Source organism: Zhihengliuella salsuginis, from assembly GCF_014651715.1.
Classification (GTDB): domain Bacteria; phylum Actinomycetota; class Actinomycetes; order Actinomycetales; family Micrococcaceae; genus Zhihengliuella; species Zhihengliuella salsuginis.
Map to the genome: position 1 here is coordinate 1 of NZ_BMXK01000007.1, position 20,029 is coordinate 20,029.

A 20,029-nucleotide genomic window follows, 5' to 3' on the forward strand; every position below is an offset into this window, starting at 1 on the left:
AGAGTCAAGGGCAGGTTACTCACGTGTTACTCACCCGTTCGCCACTAATCCACCCAGCAAGCTGGGCTTCATCGTTCGACTTGCATGTGTTAAGCACGCCGCCAGCGTTCATCCTGAGCCAGGATCAAACTCTCCGTAAAAAACATACGAAACACAACGACAGACCAAGGGAAAACAAGGAAAGCCGTCGCAGTTCAAAAATCCTGGCAAATTGCCATCCGAATCCACACGGGGGTGCGAACCGGACAGCCATTCACCAAATAAAATTTGGTATCAACAAACTTGGCACACTATTGAGTTCTCAAACAACAGACACACACGCTTTGCAAACCCGCCTCATCCGGCCGATCCGCTCAATTCGCGGCAACTTATCCAGCTTACCCCATCCGTTCCTGCCGTGCAAATCCGCTCTGCGTGATCCGCCCGGCATCTCCCGGATCAATTACCCTCCGGAATCAATGTCCCGGGCGCTACAGCGCCCCGGCCGAAAACCGGAAAGAAAAGAAAGGAAAGCCGTCATCGACAAACGATTTCCAGCCGGTGATCTCTGCGATCTCCGCTGTCCTCGCTGCGACGACTCGAAGAACTCTACACAGGTTCGAGCCCCTGCGCAAAACGGGATGGACGCCCGGGCGTGTCGCGCCCGGGCGTGGGACCTTCTCCCCCGGAATCAAGCGGATGCGGCCATGAGCGGCCCTCGATCGAAACGGGCCGGGACGGCCGCAGAACGCAGAAGGCGCCGGATGCCGTCCCCCGTGATCCGGGTTACTCGCATCCGACGCCCTGAAGCTGTCTGTTCTCAGGTCCTAGCCGGCCAACTCGATCATGGCCTGGTTCTTCTTGCCCCGGCGCAACAGGACGTACCGTCCGTGCATCACGTGCGCAGCTCCGATGAGGGCGTCCGGATCCGTCACCTTCTGCCCGTTCACGTACGCGCCGCCGTCGCCCACGGCCCGGCGGGCCTCCGACTTCGACTGCACCAGGGAGGACTCGACGAGCAGGTCGACGAGGGTGCGCTCCCCCGCAACGGTGACGTTCGGCAGCTCAGCCGTGGCAGCCCGGAGGGTGTCGACGTCCAGCTCGGTGATGTCGCCCTTCCCGAAGAGCGCCTGCGACGCGGCGATCACCTTTTCCGTGGCATCGGCACCGTGCACGAGCGAGGTGACCTCATGCGCCAGGCGCTTCTGCGCCTCGCGGGCGAACGGGCGCTCGGTGGTCGCCGCCTCGAGGTCCTCGATCTCCGCACGGCTGAGGAAGGTGAAGACCTTGAGCCGCTCCGCGACATCCGCATCTGCCGTGTTCAGCCAGAACTGGTAGAAGGCGTACGGCGAACACATCTCGGCGTCGATCCAGATGGCGTTGCCCTCGCTCTTGCCGAGCTTCGTCCCGTCCGCGTTCGTGATGAGCGGGGTACCGAAGGCGTGCACGGACTTCCCCTCCACCTTGCGCACCAGTTCCGTGCCCGAGGTCAGGTTCCCCCACTGGTCCGATCCGCCCGTCTGCAGAACGCAGCCGTAGTCGCGGTAGAGCTGCAGGAAGTCCATGCCCTGCAGGATCTGGTAGCTGAACTCCGTGTAGCTGATGCCCTCATCGGAGTTCAGACGCGCGGCGACGTTCTCCTTCTTGATCATGGTGCCCACGCGGAAGTGCTTGCCGATCTCGCGCAGGAAATCGATCGCGGACAGCGGCGCGGTCCAGTCCAGGTTGTTCACCATCCGGGCGGCATTTTCGCCGTCGAAGCTCAGGTAGTTCTCGACCTGCCCCTGCAGCTTCGCAACCCACTCGGCCACGACCTCCCGGGGATTCAGCACGCGCTCGGCCGTCTGACGCGGGTCGCCGATCAGACCGGTGGAACCTCCCACGAGGCCCAGGGGCTTGTGTCCCGCAAGCTGCAGTCGGCGCATGTTGAGCAGCTGCACGAGGTGGCCCAGGTGCAACGACGGCGCAGTGGGGTCGAAGCCCACGTAATACGTGATGGGGTCACCGGCCAGCAGTTCCTCGAGGGCGGCCTCGTCTGTGGACACGTGGACCACACCACGCCACTTGAGCTCCTGCCAGATGTTCTCGAAGGTCGGATCGTTCGTCTGCTGCGCCAATGCGGCGTTCTCTACTCTCGGTGACACGCCACCAACTTAGCAGTTTCGAGCCGGACCGCTGGAAACCGGCACCGAACAAGACGAGGCGAGGCACCGGACGTCGTCGCGTCCGGTGCCTCGCCTCGTGGATTGCCGTTCGATGGGCCGCTCAGCCCTCGAGCCCGTCGGGAATCGCGCCTTCGGCCAGAACGCGGAGCCTCTGGGTTGCACGCGTCATGGCCACGTAGAGTCCGCCGAGCCCGCCGTCGGCTTCGGCGATCAGCGCCTCCGGCTCGACCAGGACGACGACGTCGAACTCGAGCCCCTTGGACTCGCGCGCCGTGGTGACCACGATGTCCTGCTCGACTCCCCCGGAACCTGTGCCCACGCGGCGGCCGAACCCCTCCACCGCAGCGGCGCGGACGGCGTCGACGAGATGGCGCGGCGCGATCACGGCCGTCAATCCGCCGTCGGATGCGGCGACCTCCTCCGGCAGCACGCGGCGCACCGCGTCCACCACGGACCCCTCCCGGACGCGGTCGACGATCGGCGGCCAGGTGCCCTCGCGGACGGCCTTCGGCGTCGACACCGTGAGCCCGGCACGTTGCGCGACCCGGGCCGCAGCCTCGGCGATCTGCGTCGGCGTGCGGTAGTTGACCGTCAGCTCCTCCAGCGCGAACCGCTCCCCCACGAACGGTCCCAGCGCGGCGGCCCAGCTGGTCGCGCGCGTGGCCGAGGACGCCTGCGCGATGTCGCCGACGACCGTGAACGACTTCATGGGGCACCGTCGCATCAGCAGCCGCCACTGCATCGGGGACAGCTCCTGCGCCTCGTCCACGACGACGTGCCCGTACGCCCACGTCCGATCGGCCATCGCCCGCTCGGCGGCCGTGTAGCCGGGCCCCTGCTCCTCGTTGAAGTCCAGGACCTCCTCCGCCGTGACGAGCCCGTCCTGGCCGTACTCCGCCAGCATCTCGTCCGTCGACTGGACCGAGGCCTCGGCCAGCTCCATGTCCCGCTTGCGCTGGGCCGCCGCCTGGGCCTCGGCTCTGCCCGCGCTCGCGTCGAGCTCGCCGAGCAGCTCAGCGGCCTCGTCGAGCAGCGGCACGTCGGACTCGGTCCACGCGGCGCCCACGGGACGCAGCAGCTCGAGCGTCTCCTGGGCGCTCAGGTGCGGGGCTGCCGCCACCAGGTGCTCCGGTTTCGAGAGCAGTTCCCCCACGAGCCGCTGCGGGGTGACGGGAAGCCAGCAGAGGTTGAGCGCGATGCGCACGTCCTCGGACGAGCGGACGTCCTCGACAAGGTACGCGCGGTCCGCCTTGTTGCCACCGCCCGAGGACTCTTCGAGGTGCTCCTCCAACTGCTCCGCGAGTTCGCGCACGAGGACCTTGACGAACGTCGCCCGCGCTTCGTTGTGCGGCTTGCCGGTGGACCGGGCCTTGTCGCGGGCCCGCTTGACCATCTTCCGGGTCAGCGTCAGCGAGGTGCCCTCGACGACCACGCGGCGGTCCTCGGCCAGCAGGCGCTGGCGGTTGGCGACGGCGCGTTTGACGGCCTCCGCCATCCGCAGGTCCCCCTTGAGCCGTGCCGCCTCGTGCGAGGTCTCCTCGCCGGCGTCGATGCCCGGCATGAGCTCGCCGATGCTCGACATGACCACCCCGGTCTCGCCGAGGGACGGCAGCACGCGCTCGATGTAGCGCATGAAGGCGTGCGACGGTCCGACGAGGAGCACGCCGGCCGACTTGAGCCGCTCGCGGTGCTCGTAGAGCAGGTAGGCGGCGCGGTGCAGCGCCACCGCCGTCTTGCCCGTGCCGGGACCGCCCTGCACGACGACGACGCCGGCCATGTCCGTGCGGATGATGCGGTCCTGCTCGGCCTGGATGGTCGAGACGATGTCCCCCATCCGGCCCGTCCGGCGCTGGGTCAGGGCAGCGAGGAGGGCGCCCTCGCCCTGGTGCACCTCGACCTCGTCCAACAGGGTCTCGTCCAGAATGTCGTCTTCGAGCGAGACCACATTGCGGCCCCGCAGGATCAGATGGCGGCGGCGGCGGACGTTGAACCGTTCGAAGGCGGTCGCCTGGTAGAATGCGCCGGCCTCCGGCGCCCGCCAGTCGATCAGCAGGCGGCGCTGCTCGCCGTCGGTGAGGCCGATGCGCCCGATGTAGCGGGTGGCCCCGACCCCGTCGTCGTCCGCGGACGACTGGGGGGCGGAGTCGCCGACGGCGGCGCCGTCGAGGTCGAGCCGGCCGAAGACCAGGCGCTCCTCGACCGCATTGAGCTGGGCGAGCCGGTCCTCGTGCATCGTCGCGTACGCGTCGCGCTCGGACTGGTTCTGCAAGGAGCCGATGGCCCCCGTCCGGCGGACCTTCGCCAATTGCTCGGTCTTCTCCGCCCGCAGCGCGTCCAGGCGCGAGTAGAGCACGCCCACGTAGCCGCGTTCGTGTTCCAGCTCGACACGGCCGGATTCGGCGGTGTCCGTCTCGGTGGCGGAGGTCGGCACGTCAACCATGTGGTCTCCTAGCTGCTGGCAACCGGTGCGACGCGATCGCGTTCCCGGCCGGAAAGTGGACTGACTAGTCTACGCGTCGCAGCTAGACGCGCTGCAACGAATGTACGCGATGCGGGTCGAGCCGGGCCCGGCCGCCCAACTCCTCGAGTTCGAGGATGACGCCGACACCGGCGACGCTCGCGCCGGCCCGCTCGATCAGCTTCACCGCACTGCCTACGGTCCCGCCCGTGGCCAGGACGTCGTCGAGAATCAGGACGCGGGCTCCCGGGGCGACGTCGTCCGTGTGCAGCTCGAGCGCAGCCGTGCCGTATTCGAGCAGGTACTCCTCTGTGAACACGGCGCGCGGCAGCTTTCCGGCCTTGCGCACGGTCACCATCCCCGTGCCCGTGGCGTAGGCCCCCGCAGCGGCCAGGACGAAGCCGCGGGCTTCCAGCCCCGCAATGACATCGAATTCGCCGGCGAAGGGGGCGACCACCTCGTCGACGATCCGCTTCAAGCCGGCCGCGTCGGAGAAGACGGGGGTCAGGTCCTTGAAGGAGATCCCCGGCTTCGGGTAGTCGGGGACGACCTCGGAGAGCCGGTCGAGCAGATCGGAAACAGGTTCTGGTTCGGAATTCACCCGTCCACTTTACCGGCTCCGAGGTGTCCGGCGGGCGACAATCAGCTGTCGGCTGCGAAGACGCGCAGCGGCTGCACCTGCTCCTTGAGGGCCGAGAGCTGCTCAGCGACCGCAGCGGGGCCCGTCCCGCCCTGGGAGCTGCGCGAATTCAGCGAACCCTCCGTCGAGAGCACGGTGCGGACCTCCGGCGTCAACTCGGGCGAAATCGTGGCGTACTCCTCATCCGTGAGGTCCCACAGTTCGACACCGCGGGCCTCGGCGACCTTGACCGCTGAGCCGGAGAGCTCGTGCGCGTCGCGGAACGGGACGCCCTGGCGGACGAGCCACTCGGCGATGTCGGTGGCCAGCGCGAACCCCTGCGGGGCCAGCTCGGCCATGCGCTCCGTGTTGAACTTCAGGGTCGCGACCATGCCCGAGACGGCCGGCAGCAGCAGCTCCAGTGTGTCGGCGGCGTCGAAGACCGGTTCCTTGTCCTCCTGCAGGTCGCGGTTGTACGCGAGCGGAAGGCCCTTGAGCGTGGACAGCAGGCCCGTCAGGTCGCCGATGAGGCGGCCCGACTTGCCGCGGGCGAGCTCGGCGACGTCGGGGTTCTTCTTCTGCGGCATGATCGACGAGCCCGTCGAGTAGGAGTCGTGGAGGGCCACGAAGGAGGCCTCCTTCGTGGCCCAGAAGATGATCTCCTCGGAGATGCGGGAGAGGTCCACCCCGATCATGGACGACACCCAGGTGAACTCGGCGAAGATGTCGCGCGCCGCGGTCCCGTCGATCGAGTTCCACACGGCGGAGTCGAAGCCGAGCTCGTCCGCCACGGCGTTGGGGTCCAGCCCCAGCGACGAGCCGGCCAGGGCGCCGGAGCCGTACGGGGAGACGGCGGCGCGGCGGTCCAGGTCGGTCAGGCGCTGCACGTCGCGGACCATGGCCCAGGCGTGGGCCAGCAGGTGGTGGGACAGGAGGACGGGCTGCGCGTGCTGCAGGTGGGTGCGGCCGGGCATCGGGGCGTACGGGTGCGCCTCGGCCTGCGCGATCAGGGCGTCGACGACGGAGAGCACTCCGCGGGCGATGATGCGCGAGTGGTCGCGGATGAACATCCGGCCCATCGTGGCGATCTGGTCGTTGCGCGAGCGGCCGGCGCGCAGCTTGCCTCCCAGCGCCGGGCCGGCGCGCTCGATCAGTCCGCGCTCGAGCGAGCCGTGCACGTCCTCGTCGCTCTGGGCCGGCACGTACGCGCCGGAGACGACGTCGGCCTCCAGCGCATCGAGGGCGGCGATCATGCCGTCGAGCTCGTCGTCGGTGAGCAGGTCCACGCGGTGCAGGACGCGGGCATGGGCCCGCGAGCCGGCGATGTCGTACTTGGCCAGGCGCCAGTCGAAGTCCGTGGACTTGCTCAGGGCGGCCAGCGCGTCGGCCGGTCCGCCCGCGAAGCGGGCACCCCAGAGGGAGCCCTCGTTGGTGCCTTCAGCCTTGCTGCTGCCGTTCTGCTCGGTCATCGCCCCTACTTTCGATCGGCGCCACTGGCGCGGCCGGAAACTTTATTCACAAGTGTACATAGTTATGCATATCGCGCAATGCGGTCACCCTGCCGAAACGACGGCGGAACCGCCCGCCCGACTAGTGCTGGTCGGCGAGCTCGAGGAAGCGGACGGCGGCGTCCTCGCCCCCGGCCGGATCCCGGGTCACCAGCATGATGGTGTCGTCCCCGGCCAGCGTGCCGAGGACCTCCGGCAGCACCGAGTGGTCGATCGCCGAGGCGAGGAAGTTCGCGGCCCCCGGCGGAGTGCGCAGGACGACGATGTTGCCGCTGACCTCCACGGTGACCAGCAGCTCGGCGCACAGCTTCGCGAGGCGGGCGTCGAGGACCTCCTGCTTGACGCCGATCTGCGGGCTGCGGTCGCCGCCCTCGGCGCGGACCGCGTAGACGAGTCCGCCGTCGACGCCGCGCACCCGGATCGCGCCGAGCTCGACGAGATCGCGCGAAAGCGTCGCCTGGGTGACCTGCACCCCGTCGGCGGCGAGCAGCTCCGCCAGCTCGGCCTGGGAGCGCACGGCCTCCACGCCGAGGATCGCCTTGATCCGCTCCTGGCGCGCGATCTTGGTGGACGGCTGCCCTGCCGGCTGGTTGATCACGCCAGGCCCGCGGATTCGTCCGTGGCCAGGCCCGACCGGGCGAGCAGCCACGCCATGAGCGCCTTCTGGGCGTGCAGGCGGTTCTCGGCCTCGTCCCAGACGACCGACTGCGGGCCGTCGATGACGCCGGCCTCGATCTCGAACCCGCGGTAGGCCGGCAGGCAGTGCAGCACGACCGCCGAGTCCGACGCCCCGGCCAGCAGGGAGCTGGTCAGCGCGTAGTCGCCGAAGAGCGCCAGTCGCTCCTCCTTCTCGTCCTCCTGGCCCATCGAGATCCAGGTGTCGGTGGCCACGACGTCCGCGCCGGAGACCGCCGCGGCGGCGTCCGTGGTGACCGTGACGGAACCGCCCGTCTCGGCGGCGCGCGCACGGCCGGCGGCCACGACGTCGTCGTTCGGCAGGTACCCCTCGGGGCCGGCGAGGCGCACGTGCATGCCGGCGGTGACGCCGGCGAGCAGGTAGGAGGCGGCCATGTTGTTGGCGGCGTCGCCGAGGTAGGTCATGGTCAGCCCGGCCAGGTCGCCCTTGTGCTCGCGCACGGTGAGCAGGTCGGCCAGCAGCTGGCACGGGTGGTACTCGTCGGAGAGCGCGTTGATCACGGGCACGGACGAGTGCGCGGCCATCTCCTCCAGGCCGGCCTGCGCGTAGGTCCGCCACACCACGGTCGAGACCATGCGCGAGAGGACCTTCGCCGAGTCGGAGATCGACTCCTTGTGGCCCAGCTGCGACTCGCCCGGATTCACGATCAGGGCGTTGCCGCCGAGGTCGGCGATGCCCGCGGCGAAAGAGACGCGCGTGCGGGTGGAGGTCTTGTCGAAGAAGACGGCGACCGTCTGCGGTCCCGCCAGCGGCCGGTGCGCGAAGCGGTCGGCCTTCATGGCGAGCGCCAGGTCGAGGATCTCGGTCTGCTCGGCCCGGGTGATGTCGGTGTCGGCGAGGAAGTGCCTCAGGGTGCTCATGCGGTCTCCTTCTGAGCGGCGTCGTAGATTCCGGGCAGCGCGGCGACGAAGGCCGCGATCTGCTCCTGCGTGATGATCAGCGGCGGGGCCAGGCGCAGCGTGCGCGGTCCCGGCGCGTTGATGATGAAGCCGGCGTCGAGGGCGCACTGGACCATCGCGGGTGCGATGTCGGCGTCGAGGTCGAAGCCGATCAGCAGCCCGAACTGGCGGACGTCCGCCACGAAGCCCAGCCCGCGGAGACCGGACGCGGCGGCGGCGCCGACGCGGCGGGCGTGCTCCAGCAGCCCCTGGGTCTCGATCGTGTGCAGCGTCGCGAGGGCGGCGGCGGTGGCCGCCGGGTTGCCGCCGAAGGTCGTGCCGTGCTGGCCTGCGGACAGCAGCGACGAGGCGGCCCCGCCGAACGTGATCAGCGCCCCGATCGGGAACCCGCCCCCGAGCCCCTTGGCGAGCGTCATCGCGTCCGGAACCACCGCCGTGCCGCTCTGGGAGGCGAACCACTCGCCGGTGCGGCCGATGCCGGTTTGCACCTCGTCGAAGACCAGCAGGGCGCCGGCCGCCTGGGTGATCTCCCGCGCGGCGGCCAGGTAGCCGTCGTCGTACCCGCGGACGCCGGCCTCGCCCTGGACGGGCTCGATGAAGACGGCGGCGACGGTGTCGTCGACGGCGGCGCGCAGCGCCTCGGCGTCACCGGCCGGGACCCACTCGACGCCGCCGGGCAGGGGCTCGAACGGCTCGCGGTAGGCCTGCTTCCAGGTCAGTGCGAGGGCGCCCATCGAGCGCCCGTGGAAGGCGTTCTCGAGCGCGACGATGCGGTTCCGGGGGCGCTCGGGCGTGCCCGCGTTGCGGCGGGCGAGCTTGAAGGCCGCCTCGTTGGCCTCGGTGCCGGAGTTCGCGAAGAAGACCTTGGAGCCCGCCGGGGCCTGCGCGACCTGCAGCAGCTTCTCGGCCAGCGCGATCTGGGTCGGGCTGGTGAAGAAGTTCGAGATGTGCCCGAGCGTGGCGAGCTGGCTCGTGACGACCGAGGTCAGCAGCGGGTGCGCGTGGCCGAGCGCGTTGACGGCGATGCCCGCGAGCAGGTCCAGGTACTCCTTGCCGTCGGCGTCCCACACCCGCGCGCCGGAGCCGCGGACCAGGACGCGCTGCGGCGTGCCGAAGACGCCCATGAGGGAGTCCCGGTAGCGGCCGAGCAGCTCGTCGCCGGCCGTCGTGCCCGGGGCGTGGGCGGCGCCGACCCCGGTCAGCTGCGCGAGGTCGGCCGGCAGGTCGGCTGCGGCGTCGTGGCTTGCCGGTGACATCAGGCCACCTCCTCGTCCGGGACGACCTGGGTGCCGATGCCGGCGGTCGTGAAGACCTCGAGCAGCATCGAGTGCGGCTGGCGGCCGTCGACGATCGCGGCGCGGCCGACCCCGGCGTCGACGGCGGCCAGGCAGGCCTCCATCTTCGGGATCATCCCGGACTCCAGCCGCGGCAGGAGCCCGCGCAGCTCGGAGGCGGTCAGCGACGAGATGAGCGAGGACTGGTCCGGCCAGTTCGAGTAGAGCCCCTCGACGTCGGTCAGCACGACGAAGCGGGAGGCCCCCAGCTCCGCAGCGAGCGACGACGCCGCGGTGTCCGCGTTGACGTTGAGCACCGCCCCGGTGGGATCGGAGCCCACGAACTCGGGGGCGATGGAGGAGATCACCGGGATGCGGCCGGCGGAGATCAGGTCCTCGATCTGCTCCGGTTCGACGCCGGTCACCTCGCCGACGAGGCCGAGGTCGACCTCCTCTCCGTCGACGACCGTGCCCCGGCGCGCCGCGCGCAGCAGGGCACCGTCCTCGCCGGAGAGCCCGACGGCGTACCGGCCGTGCGAGTTGATGAGCCCGACGAGCTCGCGCTGCACCTGCCCGGTGAGGACCATGCGGACCACGTCCATGGCCTCGGGCGTCGTCACGCGCAGCCCGCCGCGGAACTCGGATTCGATGCCCAGCTTCTCGAGCATCCGGCTGATCTGAGGGCCGCCGCCGTGCACGACGACGGGGTGGATGCCCGCGTGGTGCAGGAAGACGATATCCTCGGCGAAGGCCCGGCGCAGGTCCTCGTTGACCATGGCGTTGCCGCCGTACTTGATCACCATCGTGGTCCCGGCGAACCGCTGGATCCACGGCAGGGCTTCGATCAGCGCCTCGGCCTTGCGCTGGGCGGTCTGGTGCTGGTGGGGGGAAGGAGCTTCCATGGTGTCCCTAACTGCTGTAGGCCGAGTTCTCGTGCACGTACTCGTGCGTCAGGTCGTTCGTCCAGATCGTCGCCTCGGCCGCGCCGGCGTTGAGGTCGATCTCGACGCTCACGTCGCGCCCGGTCAGGTCGACGAGGTCGCGGTCGTCTCCGACCCCGCCGCCGCGGCACACCGTGATCCCGTTGATCGTGACGTCGAGCTGGTCCGGCTCGAAGGCGGCGTCGGTGGTGCCGACGGCCGAGAGAATGCGCCCCCAGTTCGGGTCCTGGCCGAAGATGGCCGTCTTGAAGAGGTTGGAGCGGGCCACCGCGCGGCCCACGATCTCGGCATCGGCCTCGCTGGCGGCACCCACGGTCCGGATGGCGATGTCGTGCCCCGCACCCTCGGCGTCGGTGATCAGCTGCTGGGCCAGGTCCGTGCAGACCGCGGCCAGCCCGGCGGCGAACTCGTCCGCGTCCGGCACCGTGCCCGAGGCGCCCGAGGCCATCAGCACGACCGTGTCGTTGGTGGACATGCACCCGTCCGAGTCGGTGCGGTCGAAGCTCACCCGGGTCGCGGCGCGCAGCGCCGTGTCGAGGCTGGCCGGGTCGACATCGGCGTCCGTGGTGACCACCACGAGCATCGTCGCCAGGCCCGGGGCGAGCATGCCGGCGCCCTTCGCCATGGCCCCGATGCTGTAGCCGGTGCCGGCGAAGCCGGACTGCTTCGAGACCGAATCGGTGGTCATGATGGCCGCGGCGGCCGCGGCGCCGCCGTCGTGCTCGCCGCCCGTGCCGAGCGCGGCGACCGCCGCGTCGACGCCGCCGATCAACCGGTCCATCGGCAGCTGCACGCCGATCAGGCCGGTCGAGCAGACGATCGTGTCGGCCGCGCCGATGCCGAGGGCGTCAGCCGCGTGCTCGGCCGTGCGGTGCGTGTTGCCGAACCCCTCGGGGCCGGTGCACGCGTTGGCGCCGCCGGAGTTCAGCACGACGGCGTCCGCCCGGCCGTCGCCGACGACCTGCTTCGACCAGGTGACGGGTGCGGCGGCCACGCGGTTCGAGGTGAAGACGGCCGCGGCCGCCTTGCGCGGGCCGTCGTTCACGACGACGGCGACGTCGCGCGCGCCCGTCGACTTCAGGCCGGCGGGCACGCCCGAGGCGCGGAAACCGGCCGGGGCGGTGACTCCGAACGGACCGGAGGCCGCGGTGGAGGTGGTGGGGAGCGTGTTCATCAGGGGGCCGTCCCTTCGGCGGTCAGGCCGGTCATCTCGTCGAATCCCAGCGCGATGTTCATGGACTGCACGGCGCCGCCGGCCGTCCCCTTGGTCAGGTTGTCGATCGCGGCGACCACGATCACGCGGCCCGCGCGCTCGTCGAAGGCCAGCTGGATCGCGGCGTGGTTGGAGCCGAGGACCGCCTTGGTCTGCGGCCACTGCCCCTCGGGCAGCACGTGCACGAAGGCCTCGGACGCGTATGCGTCCTCCCAGACGGCGCGCAGCTGCCCGGCCGTGGTTCCGGGCTTCACGCGGGCAGTCGCGGTGGTCAGGATGCCGCGGGCCATCGGCGCGAGCGTCGGCGTGAAGGAGACGGTCACGTCCGCCCCGGCGGCGCGGGAGAAGCCCTGTTCCATCTCGGGCGTGTGGCGGTGGATGCCGCCGACGCCGTAGGGGCTCATGCCGCCCATGACCTCGGAGCCGAGGAGGTGCGGCTTGAGCGCCTTGCCGGCACCCGAGGTCCCGGAGGCCGCCACGATCACGACGTCCTCCGGCTCCAGAACGCCGGCGGCGAAGCCGGGCACCAGAGCCAGCTGGGCGCTCGTCGGGTAGCAGCCGGGCACGGCGATGCGGCGTGCGGAGGCCAGTTCGGCCCGGGCGCCGGGCAGCTCGGGCAGGCCGTAGGGCCACGTCCCGGCGTGATCGCTGCCGTAGAACTCCTCCCACGCCGCGGAGGACTCGAGGCGGTGGTCGGCGCCGGCGTCGATCACCAGGACGTCGTCGGACAGTTGCGCGGCGAGGGCCCCGCTGGCGCCGTGCGGCAACGCGAGGAAGACCACGTCGTGACCGGCGAGGTTCTCGACGGTGGTGTCGACGAGCTCGCGGTCGGCGAGCGCAAAGAGGTGCGGCTGCAGCGACCCGAGCTGCGCGCCGGCGTTGCTGTGGGCGGTGATCGCCCCGATCTCCACTTCGGGATGCTGTCCGAGCAGGCGTAGGACTTCCCCGCCCGCGTATCCGCTCGCACCTGACACGGCCACTGAAATCGTCATGCACCCAGCATAGTCACAACTATGCACGATTGCTAATAATTATTCATTCGTGACGGCGCCGAGCGTGTCACGCAGTGCCGCATCCCGCCGACCCTCAGTAAGGTGGGGACCGAATACCCGCCCGCGCACGAAGGAGCACCCAGATGACGTACGCCGTTCAGGCCCGCGAGCCCGGCGGACCCGATGTTCTCGAGGTCGCCGAGATCGAGGCTCCGCGCCCCGGGCCGGGCCAGCTCGCCGTCGACGTGGCCGCGGCCGGCGTCAACTTCATCGAAACCTACCAGCGCGCCGGTGTCTACCCCGTGTCCTACCCGTTCGTCCCCGGGTCCGAGGCCGCCGGCCGGGTGACCGCGGTCGGCGACGGCGTCTCCGGCTTCGCCGTCGGCGACCGCGTGGCCACCGCCGAGGGGTCGGCCACGTACGCCTCCGCCATGCTCCTCGACGCCGAGCGGGCGGTGCGGGTGCCGGACGAGGTGCCCGACGACGTCGCCGCGGCCGTCCCGCTGCAGGGCTTCACCGCCCACTACCTCGTGAACTCGAGCTACGACGTCGCCGAGGGCGACGTCGTCCTGACCTACGCGGGCGCCGGCGGCGTCGGCGGCATCCTGACCCAGCTGCTCAAGCTGCGCGGGGCCACGGTCATCACCACGACCTCCACGCCTGAGAAGGCGGCCCTGGCGAGGGAGGCCGGCGCCGACCACGTCGTCGGATACGACGACGTCGCCGCCACCGTCGACGAGGTCACCGGCGGGCGCGGGGTCGACGCGGTCTACGACGGCGTCGGGAAGGACACCTTCGACGGATCGCTCGCCGCGCTGAAGAAGCGCGGGACGCTCGTCCTCTTCGGCGGGGCGTCGGGTCAGGTCCCGCCGGTCGACCTGCAGCGGCTCAACGCGGCCGGGTCCGTCTCGGTCACCCGGCCCAAGCTGGCCGACTTCCTGCTCACCCCCGAAGAACGCGCCTGGCGGGGCGGCGAGATCTACGGCCTGGTCGCCGGCGGGCAGCTGACGATCCGCGTCGGCGGCAGCTACCCGCTCGCCGAGGCCGCCCGGGCGCACGCCGACCTCGAGTCCCGAGCGACGACCGGCAAGCTCCTGCTCATCCCCTAACCGGTTCCTCCCCTGCTGGTCACGTCCCCGACACCTCGAAGCGCTAGCGTCGGCGTCGTCCCCGCAGCTCTCCGCGCCGGCAACCGGCGTCCTGCAGAAAGCACCCATGTCCTCCGTGACCCCCGTTCACCCCTGCCAGTTCCCCCGCGGCGGCGCCGCACCCGAACCGCGCACCCTCGTCGACATCTTCCAGCAGACGGCGGAGGCGTTCCCCGATGCGCTCGCCCTCGACGACGGCGACACCGCCCTGACCTACAGCGAGCTCTCCGAGGAGGTCCGCCGCAAGTCGCTCGAGATGCACCGGGCGGGTCTCGGGGCGGGCGACCGGGTCGGCATCCGCATCCCGTCGGGGACCCGCGAGCTCTACATCGGAATCCTGGCGGCCCTCACGATCGGGGCGGCCTACGTCCCGGTCGACGCCGACGATCCGGACGAGCGCGCCCGCCTGGTCTTCACCGAGGCGCAGGTCGCCGGCATCCTGCGCGCCGGCGGCGACGTCGTCGCGGGAAAGGACCGCCCCGCCCCGTTCCCGGACCCGCGCGTGGCCGCCACCGGCGACCACGCCTGGATCATCTTCACGTCCGGCTCCACGGGAACCCCGAAGGGCGTGGCCGTGTCGCAGCGTTCGGCGGCCGCCTTCGTGGACGCCGAGGCCCGCATGTTCCTGCAGAACGAGCCGCTCGGGCCGGGCGACCGCGTGCTGGCCGGCCTCTCGGTCGCGTTCGACGCCTCGTGCGAGGAGATGTGGCTCGCCTGGCGGCACGGCGCGTGCCTCGTGCCGGCACCCCGCGCGCTGGTGCGCTCCGGTGCGGACCTCGGACCCTGGCTGACCTCGCGCGGGATCACCGCCGTCTCGACGGTCCCGACCCTCGCCGCGATCTGGCCGGCCGAGGCGCTGGAGAACGTGCGCCTGCTGATCTTCGGCGGCGAGGCCTGCCCGCCCGAGCTCGCAGCGCGCCTGTCGACCCCGGAACGCGAGCTCTGGAACACCTACGGGCCCACGGAGGCGACGGTCGTCGCGTGCGGCGCGCAGATGGACGGCACGGACCCCGTGCGCATCGGGCTGCCCCTGGACGGCTGGGACCTCGCCGTCGTCGACTCCGCGGGGATCCCCGTCGCCGAGGGCGCCACCGGCGAGCTGATCATCGGCGGCGTGGGGCTGGCCCGCTACCTCGATGCCGCGAAGGACGCCGAGAAGTACGCGCCGATGCCCACGCTCGGCTGGGAGCGCGCGTACCGCTCCGGCGACCTGGTCGTCAACGACCCCGCCGGCCTGATCTTCGTCGGCCGCGCCGACGAGCAGGTCAAGCTCGGCGGCCGCCGCATCGAACTCGGCGAGATCGACGCGTCCCTGCAGTCGCTGCCCGGCGTCGCCGGCGCGGCCGCCGCGGTCAAGACGACGGCGGCCGGGAACCAGCTGCTCATCGGGTACCTGGTCGCCGCGCCCGACCACGATCTGGCCGCCGCGCGGGAGCGGCTCGCGTCCGAGCTGCCGGCGGCCCTGATCCCGCGCCTGGCCGTCGTCGACACGCTGCCGACCAAGACGAGCGGGAAGGTGGACCGGGCCGCGCTGCCGTGGCCGCTCGAACAGCTGAACGTGAACGACGACGACGGCCTGCCCGACCTCTCCGACGACGCCCGCTTCATCGTGGACGCCTGGGCCGCCGTGCTCGGCGCCGAACCCGCCGGCCTCGACACCGACTTCTTCGCCTCCGGCGGCGGCTCCCTCCCGGCGGCACAGCTCGTCTCCCGGCTCCGCACCCGCTACCCGTCGGTCACCGTCGGCGACCTCTACGAGCACCCCCGGCTCGGCGCCCTGCTCGAGGACCTCGGGGAGGGAACCGCCGACGACGACGCCCCGCAGCGCACCGTGGCCGGGACCCGCCGCGGCGCCCAGGTCCTCCAGACGGTCCTCGGCGTCCCCCTCTTCGTGCTGGTCGGACTGCGCTGGCTGACGTACCTGCTGATCGGCAACAACATCGCCGACGCCCTGGGCATCCTCACCTCCCCGGTGACGGCGAGCTGGTGGTCGATCGGCGTGCTCTGGCTGGTCTTCGTCAGCCCGATCGGCCGCATGGGCCTGTCCGTCGCCTCGGCCCGGCTCCTGCTGCGCGGGGTCTCCCCCGGCGTGTACCCGCGCTCCGGCCGCGTGCACCTGCGCCTCTGGCTGGCCCAGCACATCGCGGACCTGATCGACCCGGTCTCCCTCATGAGCGCACCATGGGTGCCTCTGTACGCCCGTGCCCTCGGCGCGCGCGTCGGCCGTGGCGCGACCCTGCACTCCGTGCCGCCCGTGACGGGCATGCTCACCGTCGGCAAGGGCGCGAGCGTCGAACCGGAGGTGGACCTCTCCGGATACTGGATCGACGGCGACGACGTCCACGTCGGGTCCATCAGGATCGGCGCCGGCGCGACGATCGGCGCCCGCTCGACCCTCCTGCCCGGCGCCCGGGTCGGATCCGGAACCGACGTGCAGGCCGGGTCCGCGGTGGTCGGCGCGACCCGACAGGACTCCTCCTACGCCGGCTCTCCCGCGAAGCGCACCGGCAGGGCGAAACCCGGCTGGCCCGACGCGAAACCGGCCGGCGGCGTCTGGGCGACCATCGGATTCGGCCTCGCCTCGGCCGGCCTCGCCCTCATCCCCTGGGTCTCGATCCTCGGCGCCGCCCTGGTCGGGGCGTGGCTGCTGCGCGGCGGCGACTCCCTCTCGGGCAGCTGGTCGGCCCTGCCGGCCGTCGTCCCCCTCGTCGCTCTCGTGTGGTTCGTCGCCAACGCCGTGCTGATCGCCCTCGCGGTCCGCGCCCTCGGCCTCGGCCTGGCAGCCGGGTGGCACCCCGTCCGCAGCCGTATCGGCTGGCAGGTCTGGGCCACGGAACGGCTCCTGGACACGGCCCGCGACCTGCTCTTCCCGCTCTACGCGTCGCTCTTCACCCCGGTCTGGCTGCGCCTGCTCGGCGCCAAGGTCGGCCGCAACGTCGAGGCGTCCACCGTGCTGCTCGTGCCGAAGATGACGACGATCGCCTCCGGCGCGTTCCTCGCCGACGACACGATGGTCGCCTCGTACGAGCTCGGCGGCGGATGGATGCACGTCGGCCCCGCCAAGATCGGCAAGCGGGCCTTCCTCGGCAATTCGGGCATCGCCGCGGCGGGGCGCCGCGTGCCCAAGCGCGGTCTGGTCGCCGTCCTCTCCGCCACCCCGCCCAAGGCCAAGGCCGGGTCGTCGTGGCTGGGCAGCCCGCCCGTGCGGCTGCGACGGGTCGAGGAGGAGCTCGACGAGTCGCGCACGTTCCAGCCGCCGATCCGTCTCAAGGCCGCCCGCGCGGCCTGGGAGATCTGCCGTTTCGTCCCCGTCATGGTCACCGTGGGGATCGCAGCCGGCGTCCTCGTGGCACTGGACCTGCTGGCGGGCGTCTGGGGCCCGGCGGCGGCCGTCGTCGTCAGCGGGGCAGTCATGCTCGCGGCCGGCGCGGTCGCCGCCGGGGTCTCGCTACTGGCCAAATGGGTGGTCGTCGGCCGGATCCGGGCGGGCAGGCACGAGCTGTGGACGTCGTTCATCTGGCGCAACGAGGTCGTCGACACGTTCGTCGAGATGGTCTGCGCCCCCTGGTTCGCGCGAGCCGCCTCCGGCACTCCGGCGCTGGTCTGGTTCCTCCGGGGCCTCGGCGCGCGCATCGGACACGGCGTCTGGTGCGAGAGCTACTGGCTGCCCGAGGCCGACCTCGTGCACCTGGGCGACTCGTCCACGGTCAACCGCGGCTGCGTCGTCCAGACCCACTTGTTCCACGACCGCGTCATGGCCATCGACTCCGTCGAGCTGGGCCGCGGCGCGACGCTCGGACCCAACGGCGTGATCCTGCCGGCCGCGTCCATCGGCGACGGCGCCACCGTCGGCCCGGTCTCGCTCGTCATGCGCGGCGAGGCGATCATGGGCTCGACGTCGTGGATGGGAAATCCGGTCAAGCCGTGGAAGCGCCCGGAACCCCTCGTCATGCAGACCGCCGCGGACGTCGAGGACGCGCCGCTCGAGCCGGCGGCCACGTAGGCTTGACTGCTATGAGCACGCCAGCAGACCCCGCCCTGCCGGACCCCTACCTGCCCGGCACGGGCAGCGACGGCTACCGGGTCGAGCACTACGATCTCGACCTCGAATGCAAGCTCGGCGGCAACCACCTCTCCGGCACGGCGACCATCAGCGCGACGGCGGTCCACAGCCTGGCCCGGATCGAGTTCGACCTCGCCGGCCTGAAGACCGTCAAGGCGTCCGTGAACGGCCGGAAGGCGGCCTTCAAGGTGCGCGGCGAGCGGCTCGTGCTCTCCCCGTCCCAGCCGGTGCCGGCCGGCGAGCGCTTCACCGCGACCATCCGCTACGCCGGGAACCCGGGCCCGCGCAACGGCCCGTGGGGCGAGGTCGGCTGGGAGGAGCTCGAGGACGGCGTCCTCGTCGCCGGGCAGCCCAACGGCGCGGCGACCTGGTTCCCGTGCAACGACCACCCGAGCCAGAAGGCGACCTACCGGATCGCGGTCGCCACGGACGCCGACTACCGGGCCGTCTGCAACGGCGAGCTCGTCGACCACGCGCGCAAGGCCAGCCGCGAGCGCTGGGTCTACGAGGTGCGCGAGCCGATGGCGACCTACCTGGCGACCCTGCAGATCGGACGCTACGAGCGCTGGAGCCTCCCCGCGGACGGCGAGGCGGTCGCGGGACGGCACGCGGCCGCCGTCGTGCTGCCCGCGCAGATCCTGTTGGCGCCGGCGGAGCTGAAGGCGGAGGCCGAGGCGGCGTTCGCCGACCAGCCGCGGATGATCGCGACGTTCAGCGAGGCCTTCGGGCCGTACCCGTTCGACGCCTACGCCGCGGTCGTGACGGAGGACGAGCTCGAGATCCCGCTCGAGGCGCACGGGGTGTCCATCTTCGGCCGCAACCACCTGGCGCCGGGCTGGGAGCAGCAGCGGCTCATCGCCCACGAGCTCTCCCACCAGTGGTTCGGCAACTCGCTGACCGCGGCGCGCCTGCAGGACATCTGGATGCACGAGGGCTTCGCCTGCTACGCCGAATGGCTCTGGTCGGAGGCCGCCGGGCAGGGCTCGGTCGAGTCCCGGGCGCGCGCCGCGCACGCGGGACTGGCGGCGAAGCCGCAGGACGTCGCCGTGGGAGAGCCCGGCGCGGAGAACATGTTCGACGACCGCGTGTACAAGCGCGGCGCACTGGCCCTGCACGCGGTGCGGCTCTGGCTCGGCGACGCCGCGTTCTTCGCCATGCTGCGCGCCTGGACCCAGGCCAACCGCCACGGCCACGTCGACTACCCGCGCTTCGCGGCGCACGTCGACCAGGCCGCCGGCCACGCCGCCGGCGCCGAGGAGCTGATGCGCCCGTGGCTCTTCGCCCGGCAGCTGCCCCCGTTCCCGGTCAGCCGCCCGTAGGCCGCTGCAGCACGACGGCGGCGCGCAGCTGCGTCAGCGCCGCGCGTTCGGCGTCCGTGCCGGTCGCGACGATCTTCACGCCGAGCGTGCCCAGCGCGCCCGCCCACTCGCCGACGGTCCCGGCCGCGGGATCGAGTTCGTCCTCCAGCGCCGCCGGTTCGGCGTCCGGGTCCGTCGCCCGCGGATCGTGGTTCGGCGCGGGCACGATCCCGTGGCCGCTGGCCTTGCCGCGGGCCTCGATGACCGCCCAGCGCCGCGCGGCCTCGCGGGCGCGCAGCGCCTCCGGCAGCAGCCGCAGCACGGACTCCTGACGCGGGTCGAAGATCCCGTCCCACGCGTCGATGGGAGCGCACACGTCGACACCGAGCATCACCTCCGCCGGCCCCGTCCCGACCAGGAGCCACCCGCTGTCCCCGGCCGCTCCCTGCGCGATGTCGCCCCGGGAGTAGCTCAGGCTCAGCTCCAGCGGTTCGTCGTCGACGAAAGCCACGGGCCGCCCGTGCGCCGCGCTGCCGCACCGCGGGCACAGTCCGGTGATCACGACGCGGCCGGGATCGCCCATGACCTCCCTGCGGCCCAGGTGGGCGGCGATGGCGAAGCGCACGCCGAGCCGGCCGGCGAGGAATCGGCGGCGGGGCGCGCCGTCGTCGTACGCTGCGGCCCGATCGCGCTCGGCGGGCGTCAGCCATGCCGGCGGCAGCTGCGCGGCGAACGAGAGCGGTACGGCGATGAGCGTGACGGGCGGATGCGGCAC

The 20,029-nt window shown here is 71.7% G+C and carries 14 protein-coding genes and 1 rRNA gene; 3 read left to right on the forward strand and 12 right to left on the reverse strand.

Annotated features, from left to right (window positions below; translation table 11 throughout):
- From IE069_RS08785 to argC, 11 genes are all read right to left on the reverse strand, one after another.
- Positions 1-140: ribosomal RNA gene (locus IE069_RS08785) — 16S ribosomal RNA — on the reverse strand; the annotation flags it as partial.
- 666 nt (positions 141-806) lie between these two features.
- A complete protein-coding gene (tyrS, locus tag IE069_RS08790; RefSeq protein ID WP_189349772.1) occupies positions 807-2,123 on the reverse strand; it encodes a tyrosine--tRNA ligase in 1,317 nt (438 codons plus the stop codon).
- 121 nt (positions 2,124-2,244) lie between these two features.
- Positions 2,245-4,584, reverse strand: a complete 2,340-nt coding sequence (locus IE069_RS08795) for a HelD family protein (protein WP_189349773.1) — start codon at positions 4,582-4,584, stop codon at positions 2,245-2,247.
- A gap of 82 nt (positions 4,585-4,666) precedes the next feature.
- Positions 4,667-5,203, reverse strand: a complete 537-nt coding sequence (locus IE069_RS08800) for an adenine phosphoribosyltransferase (protein ID WP_189349774.1) — start codon at positions 5,201-5,203, stop codon at positions 4,667-4,669.
- A 41-nt stretch (positions 5,204-5,244) separates the two neighbouring features.
- A complete protein-coding gene (gene argH, locus IE069_RS08805; RefSeq protein WP_189349775.1) occupies positions 5,245-6,690 on the reverse strand; it encodes an argininosuccinate lyase in 1,446 nt (481 codons plus the stop codon).
- Between the two features lie 121 nt (positions 6,691-6,811).
- Entirely contained in the window at positions 6,812-7,327 is a 516-nt protein-coding gene (locus IE069_RS08810) for an arginine repressor (RefSeq protein ID WP_189349776.1), read from the reverse strand.
- Positions 7,324-8,286, reverse strand: a complete 963-nt coding sequence (gene argF, locus IE069_RS08815; RefSeq protein ID WP_189349777.1) for an ornithine carbamoyltransferase — start codon at positions 8,284-8,286, stop codon at positions 7,324-7,326. Before argF ends, IE069_RS08810 begins: the two co-directional genes overlap by 4 nt.
- Entirely contained in the window at positions 8,283-9,581 is a 1,299-nt protein-coding gene (locus tag IE069_RS08820) for an acetylornithine transaminase (protein WP_189349778.1), read from the reverse strand. Before IE069_RS08820 ends, argF begins: the two co-directional genes overlap by 4 nt.
- Positions 9,581-10,501 carry an acetylglutamate kinase gene (gene argB / locus IE069_RS08825; RefSeq protein ID WP_189349779.1) on the reverse strand — a complete coding sequence of 307 codons (921 nt, stop codon included), beginning with the start codon at positions 10,499-10,501 and terminating at the stop codon, positions 9,581-9,583. Before argB ends, IE069_RS08820 begins: the two co-directional genes overlap by 1 nt.
- Positions 10,502-10,508: 7 nt before the next feature.
- Entirely contained in the window at positions 10,509-11,714 is a 1,206-nt protein-coding gene (gene argJ, locus IE069_RS08830) for a bifunctional glutamate N-acetyltransferase/amino-acid acetyltransferase ArgJ (RefSeq protein WP_189349780.1), read from the reverse strand.
- Entirely contained in the window at positions 11,714-12,745 is a 1,032-nt protein-coding gene (gene argC, locus IE069_RS08835) for an N-acetyl-gamma-glutamyl-phosphate reductase (RefSeq protein WP_189349781.1), read from the reverse strand. The genes argJ and argC overlap by 1 nt, the downstream gene beginning before the upstream one ends.
- Positions 12,746-12,888: 143 nt before the next feature.
- Between argC and IE069_RS08840 the strand changes: the two genes are divergently transcribed.
- The 3 genes from IE069_RS08840 to IE069_RS08850 all read left to right on the forward strand — a co-directional run bounded on the left by IE069_RS08840 (position 12,889) and on the right by IE069_RS08850 (position 19,275).
- Positions 12,889-13,854 carry a quinone oxidoreductase family protein gene (locus IE069_RS08840; RefSeq protein WP_189349782.1) on the forward strand — a complete coding sequence of 322 codons (966 nt, stop codon included), beginning with the start codon at positions 12,889-12,891 and terminating at the stop codon, positions 13,852-13,854.
- Between the two features lie 106 nt (positions 13,855-13,960).
- Positions 13,961-17,896 (forward strand): Pls/PosA family non-ribosomal peptide synthetase, encoded by a 3,936-nt coding sequence (locus tag IE069_RS08845; RefSeq protein WP_189349783.1) that lies wholly within the window; start codon positions 13,961-13,963, stop codon positions 17,894-17,896.
- Positions 17,897-17,907: 11 nt separating this feature from the next.
- A complete protein-coding gene (locus IE069_RS08850) occupies positions 17,908-19,275 on the forward strand; it encodes a M1 family metallopeptidase (protein WP_189349784.1) in 1,368 nt (455 codons plus the stop codon).
- On the opposite strand, the gene IE069_RS08855 is transcribed toward IE069_RS08850, so the two are convergent.
- Positions 19,262-20,029 carry a 4'-phosphopantetheinyl transferase family protein gene (locus IE069_RS08855; protein ID WP_189349785.1) on the reverse strand — a complete coding sequence of 256 codons (768 nt, stop codon included), beginning with the start codon at positions 20,027-20,029 and terminating at the stop codon, positions 19,262-19,264. The genes IE069_RS08850 and IE069_RS08855 overlap by 14 nt on opposite strands.